Source organism: Pseudomonas sp. NBRC 111140, from assembly GCF_001320885.1.
Lineage (GTDB): Bacteria > Pseudomonadota > Gammaproteobacteria > Pseudomonadales > Pseudomonadaceae > Aquipseudomonas > Aquipseudomonas putida_P.
Genome location: NZ_BCBQ01000114.1, coordinates 1 through 17,291 on the forward strand (window position 1 = coordinate 1; position 17,291 = coordinate 17,291).

Annotated in this window: 15 protein-coding genes and 1 pseudogene; 10 read left to right on the top strand and 6 right to left on the bottom strand. The window is 63.4% G+C overall.

Annotated features, from left to right (window positions below; genetic code table 11):
* The 3 genes and pseudogenes from APH42_RS25635 to APH42_RS25645 all read right to left on the bottom strand — a co-directional run.
* Positions 1 to 667: pseudogene (locus tag APH42_RS25635) on the bottom strand (AMP nucleosidase); the annotation flags it as partial.
* Between the two features lie 105 nt (positions 668 to 772).
* Complete coding sequence (locus APH42_RS25640; protein ID WP_060494515.1) at positions 773 to 2,425, bottom strand: acyl-CoA dehydrogenase family protein; 1,653 nt, start codon at positions 2,423 to 2,425, stop codon at positions 773 to 775.
* A 125-nt stretch (positions 2,426 to 2,550) separates the two neighbouring features.
* The gene (locus tag APH42_RS25645; protein ID WP_060494516.1) at positions 2,551 to 4,539 is read right to left on the bottom strand and encodes a hybrid sensor histidine kinase/response regulator; all 1,989 of its coding nucleotides are present in this window, start codon (positions 4,537 to 4,539) and stop codon (positions 2,551 to 2,553) included.
* Between the two features lie 265 nt (positions 4,540 to 4,804).
* Between APH42_RS25645 and APH42_RS25650 the strand changes: the two genes are divergently transcribed.
* The 4 genes from APH42_RS25650 to APH42_RS25665 all read left to right on the top strand — a co-directional run bounded on the left by APH42_RS25650 (position 4,805) and on the right by APH42_RS25665 (position 8,371).
* Positions 4,805 to 5,602 carry a hydroxymethylpyrimidine/phosphomethylpyrimidine kinase gene (locus APH42_RS25650; RefSeq protein WP_060494517.1) on the top strand — a complete coding sequence of 266 codons (798 nt, stop codon included), beginning with the start codon at positions 4,805 to 4,807 and terminating at the stop codon, positions 5,600 to 5,602.
* A 13-nt stretch (positions 5,603 to 5,615) separates the two neighbouring features.
* A complete protein-coding gene (gene thiE, locus APH42_RS25655; protein ID WP_012274356.1) occupies positions 5,616 to 6,239 on the top strand; it encodes a thiamine phosphate synthase in 624 nt (207 codons plus the stop codon).
* A 16-nt stretch (positions 6,240 to 6,255) separates the two neighbouring features.
* Positions 6,256 to 7,539, top strand: coding sequence for a glutamate-1-semialdehyde 2,1-aminomutase (gene hemL / locus APH42_RS25660; protein WP_060494518.1), 1,284 nt, complete (start codon positions 6,256 to 6,258; stop codon positions 7,537 to 7,539).
* A 286-nt stretch (positions 7,540 to 7,825) separates the two neighbouring features.
* The gene (locus APH42_RS25665) at positions 7,826 to 8,371 is read left to right on the top strand and encodes a tetratricopeptide repeat protein (RefSeq protein ID WP_012274358.1); all 546 of its coding nucleotides are present in this window, start codon (positions 7,826 to 7,828) and stop codon (positions 8,369 to 8,371) included.
* Positions 8,372 to 8,374: 3 nt separating this feature from the next.
* Here the strand turns inward: APH42_RS25665 and APH42_RS25670 are convergent, their stop codons facing one another.
* Positions 8,375 to 8,701: a DUF1820 family protein gene (locus APH42_RS25670; protein ID WP_041166798.1), complete on the bottom strand. Its 327-nt coding sequence runs from the start codon at positions 8,699 to 8,701 to the stop codon at positions 8,375 to 8,377.
* 188 nt (positions 8,702 to 8,889) lie between these two features.
* Between APH42_RS25670 and APH42_RS25675 the strand changes: the two genes are divergently transcribed.
* From APH42_RS25675 to lnt, 4 genes are read left to right on the top strand one after another with little or no spacing between them, the layout of a single operon-like run.
* On the top strand, positions 8,890 to 9,888 hold the full coding sequence (locus APH42_RS25675; RefSeq protein WP_060494519.1) for a PhoH family protein: 999 nt from the start codon (positions 8,890 to 8,892) through the stop codon (positions 9,886 to 9,888).
* Positions 9,881 to 10,354, top strand: a complete 474-nt coding sequence (gene ybeY, locus APH42_RS25680; RefSeq protein ID WP_012274361.1) for an rRNA maturation RNase YbeY — start codon at positions 9,881 to 9,883, stop codon at positions 10,352 to 10,354. The genes APH42_RS25675 and ybeY overlap by 8 nt, the downstream gene beginning before the upstream one ends.
* Before the next feature lie 25 nt (positions 10,355 to 10,379).
* Entirely contained in the window at positions 10,380 to 11,219 is an 840-nt protein-coding gene (locus APH42_RS25685) for an HlyC/CorC family transporter (RefSeq protein ID WP_003249762.1), read from the top strand.
* A gap of 8 nt (positions 11,220 to 11,227) precedes the next feature.
* Complete coding sequence (gene lnt, locus APH42_RS25690) at positions 11,228 to 12,745, top strand: apolipoprotein N-acyltransferase (protein WP_012274362.1); 1,518 nt, start codon at positions 11,228 to 11,230, stop codon at positions 12,743 to 12,745.
* 42 nt (positions 12,746 to 12,787) lie between these two features.
* Here the strand turns inward: lnt and APH42_RS25695 are convergent, their stop codons facing one another.
* Positions 12,788 to 13,549, bottom strand: a complete 762-nt coding sequence (locus APH42_RS25695) for a YdcF family protein (RefSeq protein WP_060494520.1) — start codon at positions 13,547 to 13,549, stop codon at positions 12,788 to 12,790.
* Between the two features lie 133 nt (positions 13,550 to 13,682).
* Entirely contained in the window at positions 13,683 to 13,997 is a 315-nt protein-coding gene (locus APH42_RS25700; RefSeq protein ID WP_012274364.1) for a hypothetical protein, read from the bottom strand.
* 228 nt (positions 13,998 to 14,225) lie between these two features.
* On the opposite strand from APH42_RS25700, the gene leuS reads away from it, so the two are divergent.
* Complete coding sequence (gene leuS, locus APH42_RS25705) at positions 14,226 to 16,832, top strand: leucine--tRNA ligase (protein WP_060494521.1); 2,607 nt, start codon at positions 14,226 to 14,228, stop codon at positions 16,830 to 16,832.
* Between the two features lie 61 nt (positions 16,833 to 16,893).
* Positions 16,894 to 17,291 (top strand): LPS assembly lipoprotein LptE (lptE, locus tag APH42_RS25710; protein WP_374701064.1); only part of this gene is annotated, 398 nt, incomplete at its 3' end.

Here is a 17,291-nt window from a genome sequence, read left to right on the forward strand (position 1 = left end):
GTTGCTCCAAGCCATGGCTGATGAACTGGTCGACATAACGGTGGTAGTTGGTCAGCAGGATCCACGGCTGCACATGGCGCCAGTCGCTGCCCGTGTAGTGCACCAGGCGGCGCAGCGAGAAATCGACCCGCGCGGCATCGAACAGCGCCAGCGGCAGCACTTCGGCACGGTCCCAGTCGTACAGACCATCGGCGATATTGTCGGTGGCGGCCGACAGGTCGGTGCTGGGGAACACCCGCGCCAGCTGCGCGGCGGTAATGCCGCTGCCGGCCAGCTCGTCGCCCTGATCGACCACGTAGGGGTACGGGATGTTCTGTTCACTGACGCCGACTTCTACCGTGACGGTGTAGTCGTGCATCAGCGGGCGCAGTTGCTCCAGCAGGTAGCCACGAAATGCAGCAGGCTGGGTGACGGTAACGCTGTAGGTACCGGCTACCTGGACCTTGGCGTAGGCGCGCGTGGTGGCGGCGACCTCACCGTGGCTGATGTAGGTCAGGCGCAGTGCCGGGTAGCGGAACAGGTCGCGCTCCTCGGCGTTCGGCTCGGTACGGTCCTTCAGGTAACGCTTGAGGGCCTGGCTAAGGGCCCCGGTGGCCTGTTCATGCAGGGCCGCCAGACGGTCGACGGCCTGTTCGGGGGTATCAACGACTACAAAAGCTTGGCTCACACTGTGCTTCCTGTCTGGACATGCATGTGAACCATCTTGCCTGCCTTCTGGGTTAAATACACCCCCATTGATCGGTGCTGGATTCATTCGCGGGCAAGCCCGCGCCTACAGCGGCCAGGCGGGCGTAGCCCTTGTTACCAGCGCCTCGGCATCAACCCCCCGCGGCAATGCCCCGTACGCCCTCCCGCTCCCCGCCAGGCGGCTGCCGATAAACGCATCGCTGACCACCGCATTCCCCGCCTCCAGCAACAGCTTGGCCTGCAACGCCAAGGCAATATCTTCGGTCAACTGCCGCGCTCGGTACTGCATATCGCCGGTGTCGGCAAACGCACCCTTGAGGTTGCCGATGTGCGCCGCCAGGCGCGGGTCGCCATGGCCATCGCCCAGTTCGGTGAACAGCGCATCGAGCACACCCGGCTCCTTGGACAAGGCCCGCAGCACATCCAGGCACTGCACATTGCCCGAGCCCTCCCAGGTCGAGTTGACCGGCGCCTCGCGGTACAGCCTTGGCAGAATGCTGTCTTCCACATAACCGGCGCCACCCAGGCATTCGGCAGCCTCGTTGATCATGGCCGGCGCACGCTTGCAGATCCAGTACTTGCCCACCGCCGTGACCAGCCGGGCGAAATGCGCTTGCTGTGGGTCGTCCAATTGCTCCAGCGCCTGGCCCATGCGCAGGCTCAGGGCCAGTGCCGCCTCGCTTTCCAGGGCCAGGTCGGCCAGAACGTTCTGCATCAGTGGCTGCTCGTTCAGCACACGGCCACCGACCTTGCGGTGCGCACAGTGGTGGGCGGCTTGGGTCAACGCCTGGCGCATCAAGGCGCTGGAGCCGACCATGCAGTCAAAACGGGTCATGGCCACCATCTCGATGATGGTCGGTACGCCCCGCCCTTCTTCGCCAATCATCCACGCCAGCGCCCCACGGAACTCCACCTCGCTGGAGGCGTTGGAACTGTTGCCCAACTTGTTCTTCAGGCGCTGAATATAGAACTGGTTGCGGTTGTCATCCGGCCGGTGGCGCGGCAGTAGGAAGCAGCTCAGGCCTTTTTCGGTTTGCGCCAGGGTGAGGAAAGCATCACACATGGGCGCCGAGCAGAACCACTTGTGGCCGACCAGCTCATAGGCCTGGCCAGGGCCTGGTGCACCGACAGGGTAGGCCCGCGTAGTGTTGGCGCGCACGTCGGTACCGCCCTGCTTTTCAGTCATGGCCATGCCCAGGGTGACTCCGGCCTTGTGCCGGTCGCCGACGTTGCGCGGGTCGTACTCGCAGGCAAGCATTTTTGGCAGCCAGTATTCGGCCAGCTCAGGTTGCAAGCGCAGCGCCGGCACAGCGGCGAAGGTCATGGTCAGCGGGCAACCGGTGCCAGCCTCGGCCTGGCTGTGCAGGTAGGTCATCGACGCCCGCGCCACATGGGCGCCTGCGCGGGGTTCGGCCCATGGCAAAGAAGGTAACCCGTGCTCGACGGCGGTGCGCATCAGCACGTGGTAGGCCGGGTGAAACTCAACCAGGTCGATGCGATGGCCATAGCGGTCGTGGCTGCTGAATTCAGGCTTATGCGCGTTGGCCAGGAAGCCCGCCTGCATCAGTGGGCCGCCGGCCAGGGCACCGTAGGCATCGATCCGCGATTCGGCCCAGCCCGCGCCAAAACGCCGGGACCATTCTTGCAATGGCAAGTCGAGGCGGTACAGGTTGGCACCGTCGAGGGACGGCGGCTGGTTGGTGACTTCGTGGGTTTCAGCGTACTGGTGCAGGTTCATCGGGGGCTCCTGGATCCGGGTAGGCTTGAGAGACCCAGTGAAGCACTCCCTGCGGGGCAGTCAAAGTGGCATTCATGACTAAACGTGTGGCGGTGGGAGCAAACGCGCGCCACAGGCCATGAGTGCTACAGCGAGCGCCGTGACTGCAGGATACTCGGACTCATCTGCACCTGCGAAATAGCCATGTTCAAACTGAGTTCAAACCGGCTGCCCAACCCGCGCGTCGACTCATGCGCCAACCTGGCGCCCAGCAATTCCCCCATCTGCCGGCAAATCGACAACCCGATCCCCAAGCCGCCGTAGCGCCGGGTCATCGAACCATCCACCTGGAAGAACCGCTGGTACAGGGTCGACTGGTCCAGGTCATCAAAGCCGATACCGCTATCACTGACCGTGAAGGTCAACGCCAGATCGTCCGGCCCCACGCGGCGGCCGCGCACCTGAATCATCACCCCACCCTGATGAGTGAACTTCAAACCGTTGTCCACCAGGCAGCCCAGGCAGTGCGCCAGTTTCTGCCCGTCACCGAGCAACCCGTCCGGCAGGTCGGCCGGGATATCCAGGCTCAGGTACAAACCTTTGCCCAAGGCCTGCCCGGCATAACCGGCGCGCAACCCCTGCAACAGGGCGCGCAGGCTGAACGGTGCTGGCTGCGCCCGTAGGCGGCCGGCCTGCAGTTCGGACAGGGTGAGGATCGCATCCACCATGTCCATCATGCCCTGGGCAGACCCCGCCGCCGTGCGATGGTACTGCGCCATTTCGGCCTCCATCGGCAGGGTGTGCATCAGCTCCAGCGAGCCAATCACGCCGTTCATCGGGGTACGCAGTTCATGGGTGACGCTGGCCAGAAACTCGTCCTTCAGACGGTTGCTCCTGGCCAGTTGCAGGTTCAGTTGCTCCAGTGTGCGCCCGGTTTCGCGCAGGGTCTGCGCCTGCTGCTCACGCAGGCTGTTGATACGGTCGGCCAGCGCCAGCGACAGCAAGGCCACCTCCAGCGCAGAACCCAACTGGCTGGCATACATGGTAATGAACACATTTGGCAGGTAGCCCAGCACCATCAAGGTGTTGACCAAGCCACCGAGCAGGAACGCAGTCCAGGCGATAATGAACCAGCGCGCCACGCGCAAGCCACGCCACCAGGCGTACAAGCCGGCGCTGAAGATGCTCACGGTAAACAGCAATGCCAGCAGCGTGGCCATGCGCAGGGCAATACCGTAGGGCATGCTCACCGCCAGCACCATGACCAGCGCGCCGCCCAGCATCAGTAGCTGCAGCAGCCGGTCGAAACCACGGCTGGTGTTGCCCAGTTGCAGGAAGTGCCGGGCGAACTGGCAACCGAACAGGCCGGAGGCACCAATGAACAGTGGCGTGGATGCATTCGCCCACCAGGGGCTGTCCGGCCAGAAGTAGGCCACGCCCGCACCGTTCACCGACACCTGGTACAACCCGAACGAGGCAATATAGAGGATGTAGTAGAGGTAGCTGACGTCGCGCACGCTGAGGTAGATGAACAGGTTGTACACCAGCATCACCAGCAACACGCCGTAGATCATCCCCAGCACATACAGGCGTGTGGGCTGCTCCTCCATGTAGGCCTCGGCGGACCACAGCGCCAACGGCGCCTGCACCGAACCCTGGCTGTGCAGCCGCAGGTAGGCGGTGGTCACCTTGCCAGGGGGCAACTGCAGTTCGAACAGGTAGTTGTTCTGCAGGATCTGCCGGCTGTCGTAGGGCAAGGCATCACCGGTGCGTTGCGCCAGGCGGTACAAGCCGCTGCTGTCAGGCAAAAATAGCTCAAGGTGATCCAGCGGCGGGTAGGCCAGCTCCAGCAGCCATTGCCGTGGTGCCACGCCAGGCGCGGCAAGCGGGCGCAACTCGACCTTGAGCCAGAACACCGAGGTAGAGTAACCGGCGTTCAGCACGTCTTCATGGTGGGCTTGGAAGTGTTTGGCGAACCCAGGGGCACTGACCTGGGCAATGCTGGCACTGCCATCGAGGTCTTCATAAACCTGCATGGCCTTGCCCAGTGGAAGATGCCGGGTAGCGTCGTCGAAATCGACCGCTCCGGCCAGCACGGGCAGCAAACCCAGAAGCACAATCAGCAAATAGCGCATACAGCCCCAGCATGGCCTGTCCGGTCGCGTCGCGGTAGCCTCCCATCCGTTTGAGACGACGTGATCCTGCAGAACCCGTTTGTCGAGTTATCCGAGCACTCTAGCATAGCTTCACAACCTGGTAATCGGCCATATAAAAACACAAAGAAAAGGCTCTAACTCAATGCTTTCAGAAGAAAAACAAAACCTAATCTGACCGTTCGATCAACAAATCTCGTTTGTCGGACGATCCGCCCAAACAGGTTTGGTGGTAAGCTCGCCGACCATGAATACCTACAGCTCCCGCCCCGTTGTCCTCTGTCTCTCCGGCCACGACCCCAGTGGCGGCGCCGGCTTGCAGGCAGATATCGAAGCCCTGATCGCCCAAGGCTGTCACGCTGCACCTGCAGTGACCGCCCTGACCGTGCAGGATACCGTCAACGTTTCCGACTTCCGCGTGCTCGACCGCGAGTGGGTGCTGGCCCAGGCCAACGCCGTGCTGGCCGACTCCACGGTGGCCGCCGTCAAGCTAGGCATGCTCGGCTCGATCGACATGGTCGACACCGTCGCCGAACTGCTGGCTGCCCACCCGCACCTGCCGCTGGTCTGCGACCCGGTGCTGCGGGCCGGTGGCGGTGGCCGCCTGGGCAAGGACGAAGTGGGTTACGCCCTGCGCGAACGGCTGCTGCCGCTGGCGACCATCGCCACGCCGAACCTGCCCGAAGCACGCATCCTCGCCGAGCTGCCTGAAGGCACCGCCGACGAGTGCGCCGAAAAACTGTTGCCGTTCTGTAGACACCTGCTGATTACCGGCGGTCACGGCGACGAAGTCGAAATTCACAACCGCCTGTACACCCAGGACCGCCAGCAACACACCTGGACCTGCCAGCGCCTGCCAGGCAGCTACCACGGCTCGGGCTGCACCCTGGCCAGCGCCCTGGCGGGCCGCCTGGCCCTCGGCGAACAGCTGGAAAGCGCCGTGCGCAGCGCCCTGGACTATACCTGGCGCACCCTGCGTGACGCCGAGCAACTGGGCAAGGGCCAGTTCGTGCCGCGCCGCCTGCCCCTGGACTTCTGCTCCTGATACGAGGCCCACAATGAAGCTACGCGGTCTGTATGCCATCACCGACAGCCAGCTGCTCGCCGGCCGTTTCCTGTCCCATGTCGAGGCGGCCCTGGACGGCGGCGTGTGCCTGCTGCAGTACCGCGACAAAAGTGACGACGCGGCGCGCCGTCTGCGCGAAGCCGAAGGGCTGATGAAGCTCTGCGAGCGCTACGGCACCCAACTGCTGATCAACGACGACGCCGAACTGGCCGCACGCCTGGGCGTCGGCGTGCACCTGGGCCAGACGGACGGCCCGCTGACCCCGGCCCGCACCCTGCTCGGCCGCCAGGCGATCATCGGCTCCACCTGCCACGCCAGCCTCGAGCTAGCCGCCCAGGCCGCCAGCGAAGGCGCCAGCTACGTGGCCTTTGGCCGCTTCTTCAATTCCGTCACCAAGCCGGGCGCGCCCGCTGCCAACGTCGACCTGCTGGAGCAGGCCCGCGCCCAGGTGAAACTGCCGATCGCGGTGATCGGCGGCATCACCCTCGACAACGCCGCCCCGCTGGTCGCCCATGGCGCCGACCTGCTGGCGGTGATCCACGGCCTGTTCGGTGCCGACAGCGCGCAGGAAGTCACCCGCCGCGCCCGCGCCTTCAATGCCTTGTTCGCATCCTGATTTCGAGAGAACTTCCATGTCCCGTTCCGAAGACCTGTTCGCCAAAGCCCAGAAGCACATCCCCGGTGGCGTCAACTCGCCGGTCCGCGCTTTCAAGAGCGTTGGCGGCACGCCGCTGTTCTTCAAGCATGCCGAAGGCGCCTATGTCGTTGACGAGGACGACAAGCGCTACGTCGACTACGTTGGCTCCTGGGGCCCGATGATCCTCGGTCACGGCCACCCGGACGTGCTGGACTCGGTACGCAAGCAACTGGAGCACGGCCTGTCCTATGGCGCACCGACCGCCATGGAAACCGACATGGCCGACCTGGTCTGCTCGCTGGTGCCGTCCATGGAAATGGTGCGCATGGTCAGCTCGGGCACCGAAGCCACCATGAGCGCCATCCGCCTGGCCCGTGGCTACACCGGCCGTGACGCCATCATCAAGTTCGAAGGCTGCTACCACGGCCACTCCGACAGCCTGCTGGTAAAAGCCGGCTCCGGCTTGCTGACCCAAGGCGTGCCAAGCTCGGCAGGCGTGCCGGCGGACTTCGCCAAGCACACCCTGACCCTGCCGTTCAACGACATCGCCGCGGTCGAGAAGACACTGGCAGAAGTCGGCCAGACCGTGGCCTGCATCATCGTCGAGCCGGTGGCTGGCAACATGAACTGCGTCCCCCCGGCGCCGGGCTTCCTCGAAGGCCTGCGCGAGCAGTGCGACAAGCATGGCGTGGTGCTGATCTTCGACGAAGTGATGACCGGCTTCCGCGTCTCGCTCGGCGGCGCCCAGGGCCACTATGGCATCAAGCCGGACCTGTCCACCTTCGGCAAGATCGTCGGCGGCGGCATGCCGGTCGGCTGCTTCGGCGGCAAACGTGAAATCATGGGCTGCATCGCCCCGCTCGGCCCGGTCTACCAGGCGGGCACCCTGTCGGGCAACCCGCTGGCCATGGCCGCCGGCCTGACCACCCTGAAGCTGATCAGCCGCCCAGGCTTCCACGCCGAACTGACCGACTACACCAGCCGCATGCTCGACGGCCTGCAGCAGCGCGCCGATGCGGCTGGCGTACCATTCGTCACCACCCAGGCCGGCGCCATGTTCGGCCTGTACTTCAGCGGCGCTGACGACATTGTCACCTTCGAAGACGTGATGGCCAGCGATGCCGAACGCTTCAAGCGCTTCTTCCACCTGATGCTCGACGGTGGCGTGTACCTGGCGCCGAGCGCGTTCGAGGCGGGCTTCACCTCCATCGCCCATGGCGACAAGGAGCTGCAGATCACCCTGGATGCGGCTGAAAAGGCTTTTGCAGCGCTGAAATAAGCAGTTGCTCCCCTTTGTGGGAGCGGCCTTGCGTCGCGATAGGGGCGCAAAGCGGCCCCAGCGATTGATGCATTTTTGCTGAAATTTTGGGGCTGCTGCGCAGCCCTATCGCGACACAAGGCCGCGCCCACAGCGGCTGGTAGAGGCAACAAAAGACCGCGCACAATCAGCTGACGCCCCCAACCAAGCAGAAATTCGAGTAAAACTTTGTAAGGTTGGCGCTGCTTATCCCATAATGTGCCACCAGAGACATTGGCCGCAGCTTTGCAGAGGTAAGTCGATCCCCATGAACCGCACCGGCCGCGCCCTGACCCTGGGCTGCCTGTTGCTTCTTCAGCCCCTGCTGGCCTTGGCGGAGGGCGGTAACTCGTTGCTGATTCCGGCGACGGGCCGCTGCACCTTGAACGTTCAGCCTGAAGACCTGGCAAACGCCCTCAAGGCCTGTGAGCAGACGGCAACCGCGGGGGATGCCCAGGCGCAGTTCGAACTGGGCGAGTACTACTACACGCAAACGCCAAAAAAACTCGACAAAGCCCTGGACTGGTTCCAGAAGGCTTCGCTGCAAGGCCAGGCTGATGCCCAGTATCGCCTGGGTGCCATGTTCTTCCATGGTGAAGGGGTCAAGGCCAACAACGTACAGGCCTACATTCTGCTGAAGATGGCCGCGGTCAATGGCGCCGAAGATGCGCTGGACATGGCCGACGAAGTGACCGAGCAAATGCCCCGCGACGAGCTGGAGCATGCCACCCAGGTGCTCGGCCAGATCTTCCGCAAATACCTGCTGGAACTGCAGAACGCCGAAGGCCGCACGCCGTTCTCGCCACTCCCCTGAGGGTTACTTTTCCGGCATCGGCATCGGGAACGGCATGACATTGCCGCCACCCTTGGCTTCGCTGATTTTCGCCGTGCCCAGTCGCTCCACCTCATCGATGCGCACAATCGCATGCATCGGCACGAAACTGCGGATAACGCCCTCGAACTGGCTCTTGAGCTTCTCCTCGCTCGGGTCCACCACCAGTTGCGAGCGTTCGCCGAACACGAACTCCTCGATTTCCAGAAAACCCCATAGGTCGCTCTGGTAGATCTGCTTGGCGTACATCTCGAAGACCTGCCCCTGGTTGAGGAAGATCACTTTATAGATGGCAGGTTCGCGTTTGCTCATGTTCGACGGGATAACACATGCGTAAGAAAAGGCGGGCATCATAGCAGTGCCGGCCTCGTCGCGGGTAAACCCGCGACGAGGCCGGAACAGGCCGCACATACCGTTGAACGTTTCAGTGCTTTCGCCACTGCCATTCAAGGGTTATTCTTGAGTTCACATCCATCGCCGTCGAGCGGCTAAAAACGACCTTGAACGCACCCATAGAACCCCATCGTTTCATCCTCGAGCCCTTCGAGGCCCACCGTTTCGCCAACTTGTGCGGCCAGTTCGACGAGCACCTGCGCCTGATCGAACAGCGCCTGGCCATCGAAATCCGCAACCGCGGCAATCAGTTCGAACTGATCGGCGAACCCAGGACCACCTCCGCTGCAGAACAGCTGCTGCGCCGTCTCTACCGCGAGACCAAGGCCACCGACCTGTCGCCGGAAACCGTGCACCTGTACCTGCAGGAATCGGCTGTCGAGAACATCGACAACCCGGCCGTCAACGAGGTCAGCGTGTCGTTGCGCACGCGCAAGGGCAACATCCGCCCGCGCGGGCTCAACCAGCAGCGCTACGTGAAGGAAATCCTGGCCAACGACATCAACTTCGGCATCGGCCCGGCCGGTACCGGCAAGACCTACCTGGCCGTGGCCTGCGCCGTGGACGCGCTGGAGCGCGAACAGGTGCGCCGCATCCTGCTGGTGCGCCCGGCGGTCGAGGCGGGTGAAAAGCTCGGCTTCCTGCCCGGCGACCTGGCACAGAAGATCGACCCGTACCTGCGCCCACTGTACGACGCGCTGTACGAAATGCTCGGCTTCGAACACGTGGCCAAGCTGATCGAACGCCAGGTGATCGAGATCGCCCCGCTGGCCTACATGCGTGGCCGCACCCTGAACAACAGCTTCATCATCCTCGACGAAAGCCAGAACACCACGCTGGAACAGATGAAAATGTTCCTCACCCGCATCGGCTTCGGCTCCACGGCGGTGATCACCGGTGACATCACCCAGGTCGACCTGCCACGGGGCACCAAGTCGGGCCTGGCACACGTCATCGAGGTGCTCGAGGACGTTCCGGGTATCAGCTTCACCCACTTCCAACCCAAAGATGTGGTTCGTCACCCACTGGTGCAGCGCATCGTCGAGGCCTACGACCGCTTCGAAGGCCGCCAGAACAAGCCCGAGGCGCCCGGCAAAGATGCTTGAACTTGATATCCAACGGGCCACGGATGCCGCCGCCCCGGATGACGCCGCCTTCCGCCGCTGGTGCGAACTGGCCCTGCGCCAGCGCACCGCCGACTCTGAAATGACCATTCGCCTGGTCGACGAAGCCGAAGGCCGCGAGCTGAACCACACCTACCGGCACAAAGACTACGCGACCAACGTGCTGTCGTTCCCGGCCGATGTGCCCGATGACCTGCTCGATATCCCGCTACTGGGCGACCTGGTGATCTGCGTGGCGGTGGTCGAGCGCGAAGCGGCCGAACAGGGCAAATCGCTGGAAGCGCACTGGGCACACCTGGTCATGCACGGTTGCCTGCACCTGCTCGGCTACGACCACATCGAGGATGAGGAAGCCGAGGAAATGGAAGGCCTGGAACGGGAATTGCTGGCAGAACTGGGTCACCCCGACCCGTACGCCGACGATGAAACCGACACAATCACACACTGATACACGAAGGATCACGAGAACCGCCATGAGCGAAGATCGATCGAGCAACGGGCAGAAGTCCTGGTTGGGTAAACTGACCCAGGCTTTTGCCCATGAGCCGAAAAACCGCCAGGAGCTGCTTGAGCTGCTGCGCGAAGCCCATCAGAACAAACTGCTGGACAGCGAAGCACTGACCATCGTCGAAGGCGCCATCCAGGTCGCCGACCTGCAGGTGCGCGACATCATGGTGCCGCGCTCGCAGATGAACAGCATCAAGGCAGGTCAGTCGCCACGCGAGTTCCTGCCGGCGGTGATCGACGCCGCGCACTCGCGCTACCCGGTCATCGGCGAAAGCCATGACGATGTGCTCGGGATCCTGCTCGCCAAAGACCTGCTGCCGTTGATCCTCAAGGAGAACGGCGACAGCTTCAACATCAAGGACCTGCTGCGCCCGGCCACCTTCGTGCCCGAGTCCAAGCGCCTGAACGTGTTGCTGCGCGAGTTCCGCGCCAACCATAACCACATGGCCATCGTCATCGACGAATATGGCGGTGTAGCGGGCCTGGTCACCATCGAGGACGTGCTTGAGCAGATCGTCGGCGACATCGAGGACGAGCACGACGTCGAGGAAGACAGCTACATCAAGCCGCTGCCCAGCGGTGATTTCCTGGTCAAGGCGCTTACCCCGATCGAGAACTTCAACGAGTTCTTCGACAGCGAGTTCTCCGATGACGAGTTCGACACGGTCGGCGGCCTGGTGATGAGCGCCTTTGGCCACCTGCCCAAGCGCAACGAAACCACCGAGATCGGGTCTTACAAGTTCCGTATTCTCAACGCCGACAGCCGGCGGATACACTTGCTGCGCCTGACCCCGATCACCCGTTAAGGACAAACATGCGTTGGATCACCCGCCCCGGCTGGCCCGGTAACCTGCTGGCCCTGGCGGCCGGTGCTTCCACCCTACTGGCCTTGGCGCCGTTCGACATCTGGCCGCTGGCCGTGCTGTCCATCGCCATGCTCTACCTCGGCTTACGCGAGCTCAGCCCGCGCCAGGCCATGTGGCGTGGCTGGTGGTTCGGTTTTGGCCTGTATGGCGCTGGCACCTGGTGGATCTACGTCAGCATGAACACCTATGGCGGCGCCTCGCCGCTGTTGGCCATTCTGCTGCTGTTGGCGTTTTTCGCCGCCCTGGCGTGGTTCTTTGCCCTGCCCACCTGGTTATGGGCGCGCTGGCTACGGCGCAACGAAGCGCCACTGGCCGACGCCCTGTGCTTCGCCGCCCTGTGGCTGCTGCAAGAGGCCTTCCGCGGCTGGTTCCTGACCGGCTTCCCCTGGCTCTACGCCGGCTACAGCCAGCTGGACGGCCCACTGGCCGGCCTGGCACCACTGGGCGGCGTGTGGCTCATATCCTTCACCCTGGCCCTCACCGCTGCCCTGCTGTGCAACCTGCACCGCCTGCGCGCCCGCCCCTCGTTCCTGGCGGTGGCCACTGTACTGCTACTGGCCCCTTGGGTGCTGGGCCTGGCGCTCAAGGGCCATGCCTGGACCAAGCCGGCTGGCGACCCGCTGAAAGTGGCGGCAATCCAGGGCAACGTCGAGCAGGACCTGAAATGGGACCCGGCACACATCGACGCGCAACTGGCGCTGTACCGCGACCTGAGCTTCAGTTCCAAGCCGGTGGACCTGCTTGTCTGGCCGGAAACTGCGGTGCCGGTACTCAAGGACCAGGCGCAAGGCTACATCGACGTAATGGGCCGCTTCGCCGCCGAGCGGCATTCGGCGCTGATCACCGGCGTACCAGTGCGTGAAGAAGTGCACCACCAGCGCCGCTACTACAACGGCATCACTGCCACTGGCGAAGGTGACGGCACCTACCTCAAGCAAAAGCTGGTGCCGTTTGGCGAATATGTACCGCTGCAAGACCTGCTGCGTGGCGCCATCGAGTTCTTCAACCTGCCCATGTCGGACTTTGCCCGCGGGCCGGAGGACCAGCCGCTGCTGCAGGCCAAGGGTTACCAGATTGCGCCGTACATCTGTTACGAGGTGGTCTACCCCGAGTTCGCCGCCGGCCTGGCCGCACGCAGCGACCTGCTGCTGACCATCAGCAACGACACCTGGTTCGGTAAATCGATCGGCCCCTTGCAGCACCTGCAAATGGCACAAATGCGTGCGCTGGAAGCCGGCCGCTGGATGATCCGCGCCACCAACAACGGCGTGACTGCGCTGATCGACCCATTTGGCCGCATTACCACGCAGATTCCGCAGTTCCAGCAAGCCGTGCTGTATGGCGAAGTAGTACCGATGCAGCAACTGACGCCTTACCTGCAATGGCGTTCGTGGCCGCTGGCGATTGTCTGTGCGCTGCTGCTGGGTTGGGCGTTGCTGGCAGGCCGCATAGCCAAAACCGTCTGATTGGCGATACGCGCTCCCACAGAGGGAGCGCGAGCCGGTGAATCAGTAGAACACCCGATACCCCACCAACCCCACCACTTCATTGAGCAACTGCCCGCTCTGCCACATCGCCCGACTCTCCGGCAGCAAACCGGCAAACGGCCGCGCATGATCGCGCCCCAGGAACCCCACCGGCGCCGACACCACCTCGAACCCCGCCTGTTCAAAGCTCCAGCGCGAGCGTTGCATGTGCCAGGCCTGGGTCACCAGCACCACCCGGCGAATCCCCAACGGCTGCAGCACCTTGGCCGTCAGCTGGGCATTTTCCCAGGTCGTGCGGCTGGCCTCTTCGCGCCACTTCACCGCGACAGCGAAGTCTTCCTGCAGGCGATCAGCCATCAGCCGTGCCTCACTGGGCGGCGTGCCGTAATGTAGCCCGCCACTGGTCAACACTGGCAGGCCCGAGGCCTTGGCCAATCGCGCAGCAAAGCGCATGCGCTCAAGTGCCGTCGCGGTGGGCTGGTCACTGCCACCCCAAGCCGGGTCGCCACGTTCACGTCCCGCGCCCAACACCACTATGGCATCGGCCCGGCTCGCAAGGCCCACCCAGTCGCCCACCGCCAACGGCGGCTCGGTCTCCAGCTGCCGAGCCGTTTCCTGCACCACCAGCGGCAGGCTCATCAACCATAAGCCACCCAATCCCACGGCAAAGCACAGCGCCGCCAGCCGTGGCCGCCGCGTACGCAGCCACCAAGCCACAAGCAGCAGCAGGAACAAGACGCCCGGCGGCATCAGCCATTGTTTGATGAAAAATCGGATCGGCATCGGCCACACCTCCTTGGCAGGCGTGCAGCCTAGAAGGATCGACGCCGGTCAACAAGTGCGCTCCGGCGTCGATCTGAGTTGTGTGATATTGAAGAACCGGCGCGCGATGGCCTGCGCCTGGCGTCCTGAACGGCTAGCGATGTGGCAGCGTCCTGGATCTCGCCGTACTGGCGGGGCGTTTCTTGTCCTTGAGCCAAATGATCTTGGCCGATGTCGGCTCCGCTTGTGGGTAACTGCCAACAGAGGCATTGTGGCGCTCCGGGAGGGATTCCAGGTAGGCCCTGATCACTTCGAACTCTGCGTGGCTCAGGCCACGCAACTCCAGCTCGGCTGGCATCTCGTCGCGCAATCGTACCGAGGTCCTGGCCACTTCCAGTGCCAGGCCAAGCCGGTCGATCAGGCGTTCGTAAAGCTCCGGTTTCATAGCGGGTAGCTGCGTCTCTCCCATCCGTTCACCTCATTGAAGATAAAGAATATCTCCCCCCACACCTGAGCTTAGCGGCGCTATGAAAAGCAGCCGGACGCCGCGACCAGCGGGCATTCGCAACGAAGGTTTCCCACGATGCACAGCGCTGCTGTATGCTACGGCGTTCACTCTAAACGACACCGGAGTGCCGGACGCAGCGAGGTTCCGCTGCCTGGAACAAGGTCTCTTCTCTCTCAGCCAAAAGTAGCCATGCACGAACAATACACGCCCCGTGATATCGAAGCCGCCGCCCAGAAGTTCTGGGACGAGCAACAATCGTTCGCTGTTACCGAACAGCCAGGCAAAGACACTTACTATTGCCTATCGATGTTCCCGTACCCGAGCGGCAAGCTACACATGGGCCACGTGCGCAACTACACCATCGGTGACGTGATTGCCCGCTACCAGCGCATGCTGGGCAAGAACGTCCTGCAGCCGATGGGCTGGGACGCTTTCGGCATGCCCGCGGAAAACGCGGCGATGAAAAACAACGTCGCCCCGGCCAAGTGGACGTACGAAAACATCGACTACATGAAGACCCAGCTCAAGAGCCTGGGCCTGGCCATCGACTGGGCACGTGAAGTCACCACCTGCAAACCCGACTACTACCGTTGGGAGCAGTGGCTGTTCACCCGCCTGTTCGAGAAAGGCATCATCTACCGCAAGAACGGCACCGTGAACTGGGACCCGGCGGACCAGACCGTACTGGCCAACGAACAGGTCATCGACGGCCGTGGCTGGCGTTCGGGCGCGCTGATCGAAAAGCGCGAAATCCCGATGTACTACTTCCGCATCACCGACTACGCCGACGAGCTGCTGGAAAGCCTCGACGAGCTGCCGGGCTGGCCTGAACAGGTCAAGACCATGCAGCGCAACTGGATCGGCAAGTCGCGCGGCATGGAAGTCCAGTTCCCGTACGACCAGGCCAGCATTGGCCATGAAGGTACGCTGAAGGTCTTCACCACCCGTCCCGACACGCTGATGGGCGCCACCTACGTCGCCGTCGCCGCTGAGCACCCGTTGGCCACCCAAGCCGCCCAGGGCAACCCGGCGCTGCAGGCGTTCATCGACGAATGCAAGAGCGGCAGCGTTGCCGAAGCCGACATGGCCACCCAGGAGAAGAAGGGCATGGCCACTTCCCTGCTGGTCGAGCACCCGCTGACTGGCGAGAAGCTGCCGGTATGGGTCGCCAACTACGTGCTGATGCACTACGGCGATGGCGCGGTCATGGCCGTGCCAGCCCACGACGAGCGCGACTTCGAGTTCGCCCACAAGTACAACCTGCCGGTCAAGGCCGTGGTGCGCACCAGCGCTGGCGATGAAGTCGGCAGCGAGTGGCAGGCCGCCTATGGCGAGCACGGCCAACTGATCAATTCCGCCGAGTTCGACGGCCTGGACTTCGCTGGCGCCTTCGACGCCATCGAAGCAGCCCTGATCCGCAAGGAACTGGGCAAATCGCGTACCCAGTTCCGCCTGCGCGACTGGGGTATCAGCCGTCAGCGCTACTGGGGCTGCCCGATCCCGATCATCCACTGCCCGTCCTGCGGCGACGTACCGGTGCCGGAAGACCAGCTGCCGGTCACCCTGCCGGAGAACGTGGTGCCGGACGGCGCCGGCTCGCCACTGGCGCGCATGCCTGAATTCTACGAATGCACCTGCCCGAAATGCGGCACCGCGGCCAAGCGCGAAACCGACACCATGGACACCTTCGTCGAGTCGTCCTGGTACTTCGCCCGCTACGCCTCGCCAAACTACGACAAAGGCCTGGTCGACCCGAAAGCAGCCAACCATTGGCTGCCGGTGGATCAGTACATCGGTGGCATCGAGCACGCGATCCTGCACCTGCTGTACGCGCGCTTCTTCCACAAGCTGATGCGTGACGAAGGCCTGGTGACCTCGAACGAGCCGTTCAAGAACCTGCTGACCCAGGGCATGGTGGTCGCCGAGACCTACTACCGTGTGGCCAGCAACGGCGGCAAGGACTGGTTCAACCCGGCCGATGTCGAAATCGAGCGCGATGCCAAGGCCAAGATCATTGGCGCACGCCTGAAGACCGACGGCCTGCCGGTGGAAATCGGTGGCACCGAAAAGATGTCGAAGTCGAAGAACAACGGCGTCGACCCGCAGTCCATGATCGAAGCCTACGGCGCCGACACCTGCCGCCTGTTCATGATGTTCGCCTCGCCGCCCGACATGAGCCTGGAATGGTCCGACTCCGGCGTCGAAGGCGCCAGCCGCTTCCTGCGCCGTGTCTGGCGCCTGGCTCAGGCTCACGTCAGCCAGGGCCTGCCAGGCAAGCTGGATGTTGCCACCCTGGACGACGCGCAAAAGGTCATCCGCCGCGCCATTCACGCTGCCATCAAGCAGGCCAGCACCGACGTGGGCCAGTTCCACAAGTTCAACACCGCCATCGCCCAGGTGATGACCGTGATGAACGTGCTGGAAAAGGCCCCGCAAGCCACCGAACAGGACCGCGCCCTGCTGCAGGAAGGCCTGGAAGCCGTCACCTTGCTGCTGGCGCCGATCACCCCGCACATCTCCCACGAGCTGTGGCAGCAACTGGGCCACGCAGGGTCGGTGATCGATGCCGCCTGGCCGAGCGTCGACGAACAAGCGCTGGTGCAGGACACCATTACCCTGGTGGTTCAGGTCAACGGTAAACTGCGCGGCCAGGTCGAAATGCCTGCCGCTGCCAGCCGCGAAGAAGTCGAGGCCGCTGCCCGCAGCAACGAGAATGTCCTGCGCTTCATTGATGGTCTGACCATCCGCAAGGTCATCGTGGTACCGGGCAAGCTGGTCAACATCGTCGCCAACTGATGAAAACGCCCACCCGCATTGGCTGCGGGTGGGCGGAACAGGCCCACAAGGGAGCAACAACATGATCAAACGCAATTTGCTGGTAATCGGCCTGGCGGTCATGCTGAGCGCCTGCGGTTTCCAGCTGCGCGGCACCGGCTCCACCGAGCTGAGCGTGAAGGAAATGGACGTCAGCGCACGCAATGCCTACGGCCCGACCGTGGTTCAACTGCGTGAAGTACTGGAACGTAGCGGCGTCAACGTGCACGCAGGTGCACCGTATCGCCTGGTGCTGACCAACGAACAGGAGCGTGAGCGCTCGGCCACTTACAACAGTGGCAACCGTACCGCCGAGTACGAGCTGACCACAGAGCTGAACTACAGCATCCAGGGCCTGAATAACCTGGAGCTGATGAGCGACAAGCTGGAAGTGCGCAAGATCTACGTGCGTGACGGCTCGAACATCACCGGTTCCGAGCA

Excerpts from the sequence above, each read along its gene's own strand:
- ybeY (WP_012274361.1), top strand. The coding sequence starts at position 9,881 with ATGCTTGAACTTGATATCCAACGGGCCACGGATGCCGCCGCCCCGGAT.
- leuS (WP_060494521.1), top strand. The coding sequence starts at position 14,226 with ATGCACGAACAATACACGCCCCGTGATATCGAAGCCGCCGCCCAGAAG.
- APH42_RS25695 (WP_060494520.1), bottom strand. The coding sequence starts at position 13,549 with ATGCCGATCCGATTTTTCATCAAACAATGGCTGATGCCGCCGGGCGTC.
- APH42_RS25670 (WP_041166798.1), bottom strand. The coding sequence starts at position 8,701 with ATGAGCAAACGCGAACCTGCCATCTATAAAGTGATCTTCCTCAACCAG.
- hemL (WP_060494518.1), top strand. The coding sequence starts at position 6,256 with ATGTCCCGTTCCGAAGACCTGTTCGCCAAAGCCCAGAAGCACATCCCC.
- APH42_RS25665 (WP_012274358.1), top strand. The coding sequence starts at position 7,826 with ATGAACCGCACCGGCCGCGCCCTGACCCTGGGCTGCCTGTTGCTTCTT.
- APH42_RS25650 (WP_060494517.1), top strand. The coding sequence starts at position 4,805 with ATGAATACCTACAGCTCCCGCCCCGTTGTCCTCTGTCTCTCCGGCCAC.
- APH42_RS25685 (WP_003249762.1), top strand. The coding sequence starts at position 10,380 with ATGAGCGAAGATCGATCGAGCAACGGGCAGAAGTCCTGGTTGGGTAAA.
- APH42_RS25700 (WP_012274364.1), bottom strand. The coding sequence starts at position 13,997 with ATGGGAGAGACGCAGCTACCCGCTATGAAACCGGAGCTTTACGAACGC.
- thiE (WP_012274356.1), top strand. The coding sequence starts at position 5,616 with ATGAAGCTACGCGGTCTGTATGCCATCACCGACAGCCAGCTGCTCGCC.
- APH42_RS25640 (WP_060494515.1), bottom strand. The coding sequence starts at position 2,425 with ATGAACCTGCACCAGTACGCTGAAACCCACGAAGTCACCAACCAGCCG.
- lnt (WP_012274362.1), top strand. The coding sequence starts at position 11,228 with ATGCGTTGGATCACCCGCCCCGGCTGGCCCGGTAACCTGCTGGCCCTG.
- APH42_RS25645 (WP_060494516.1), bottom strand. The coding sequence starts at position 4,539 with ATGCGCTATTTGCTGATTGTGCTTCTGGGTTTGCTGCCCGTGCTGGCC.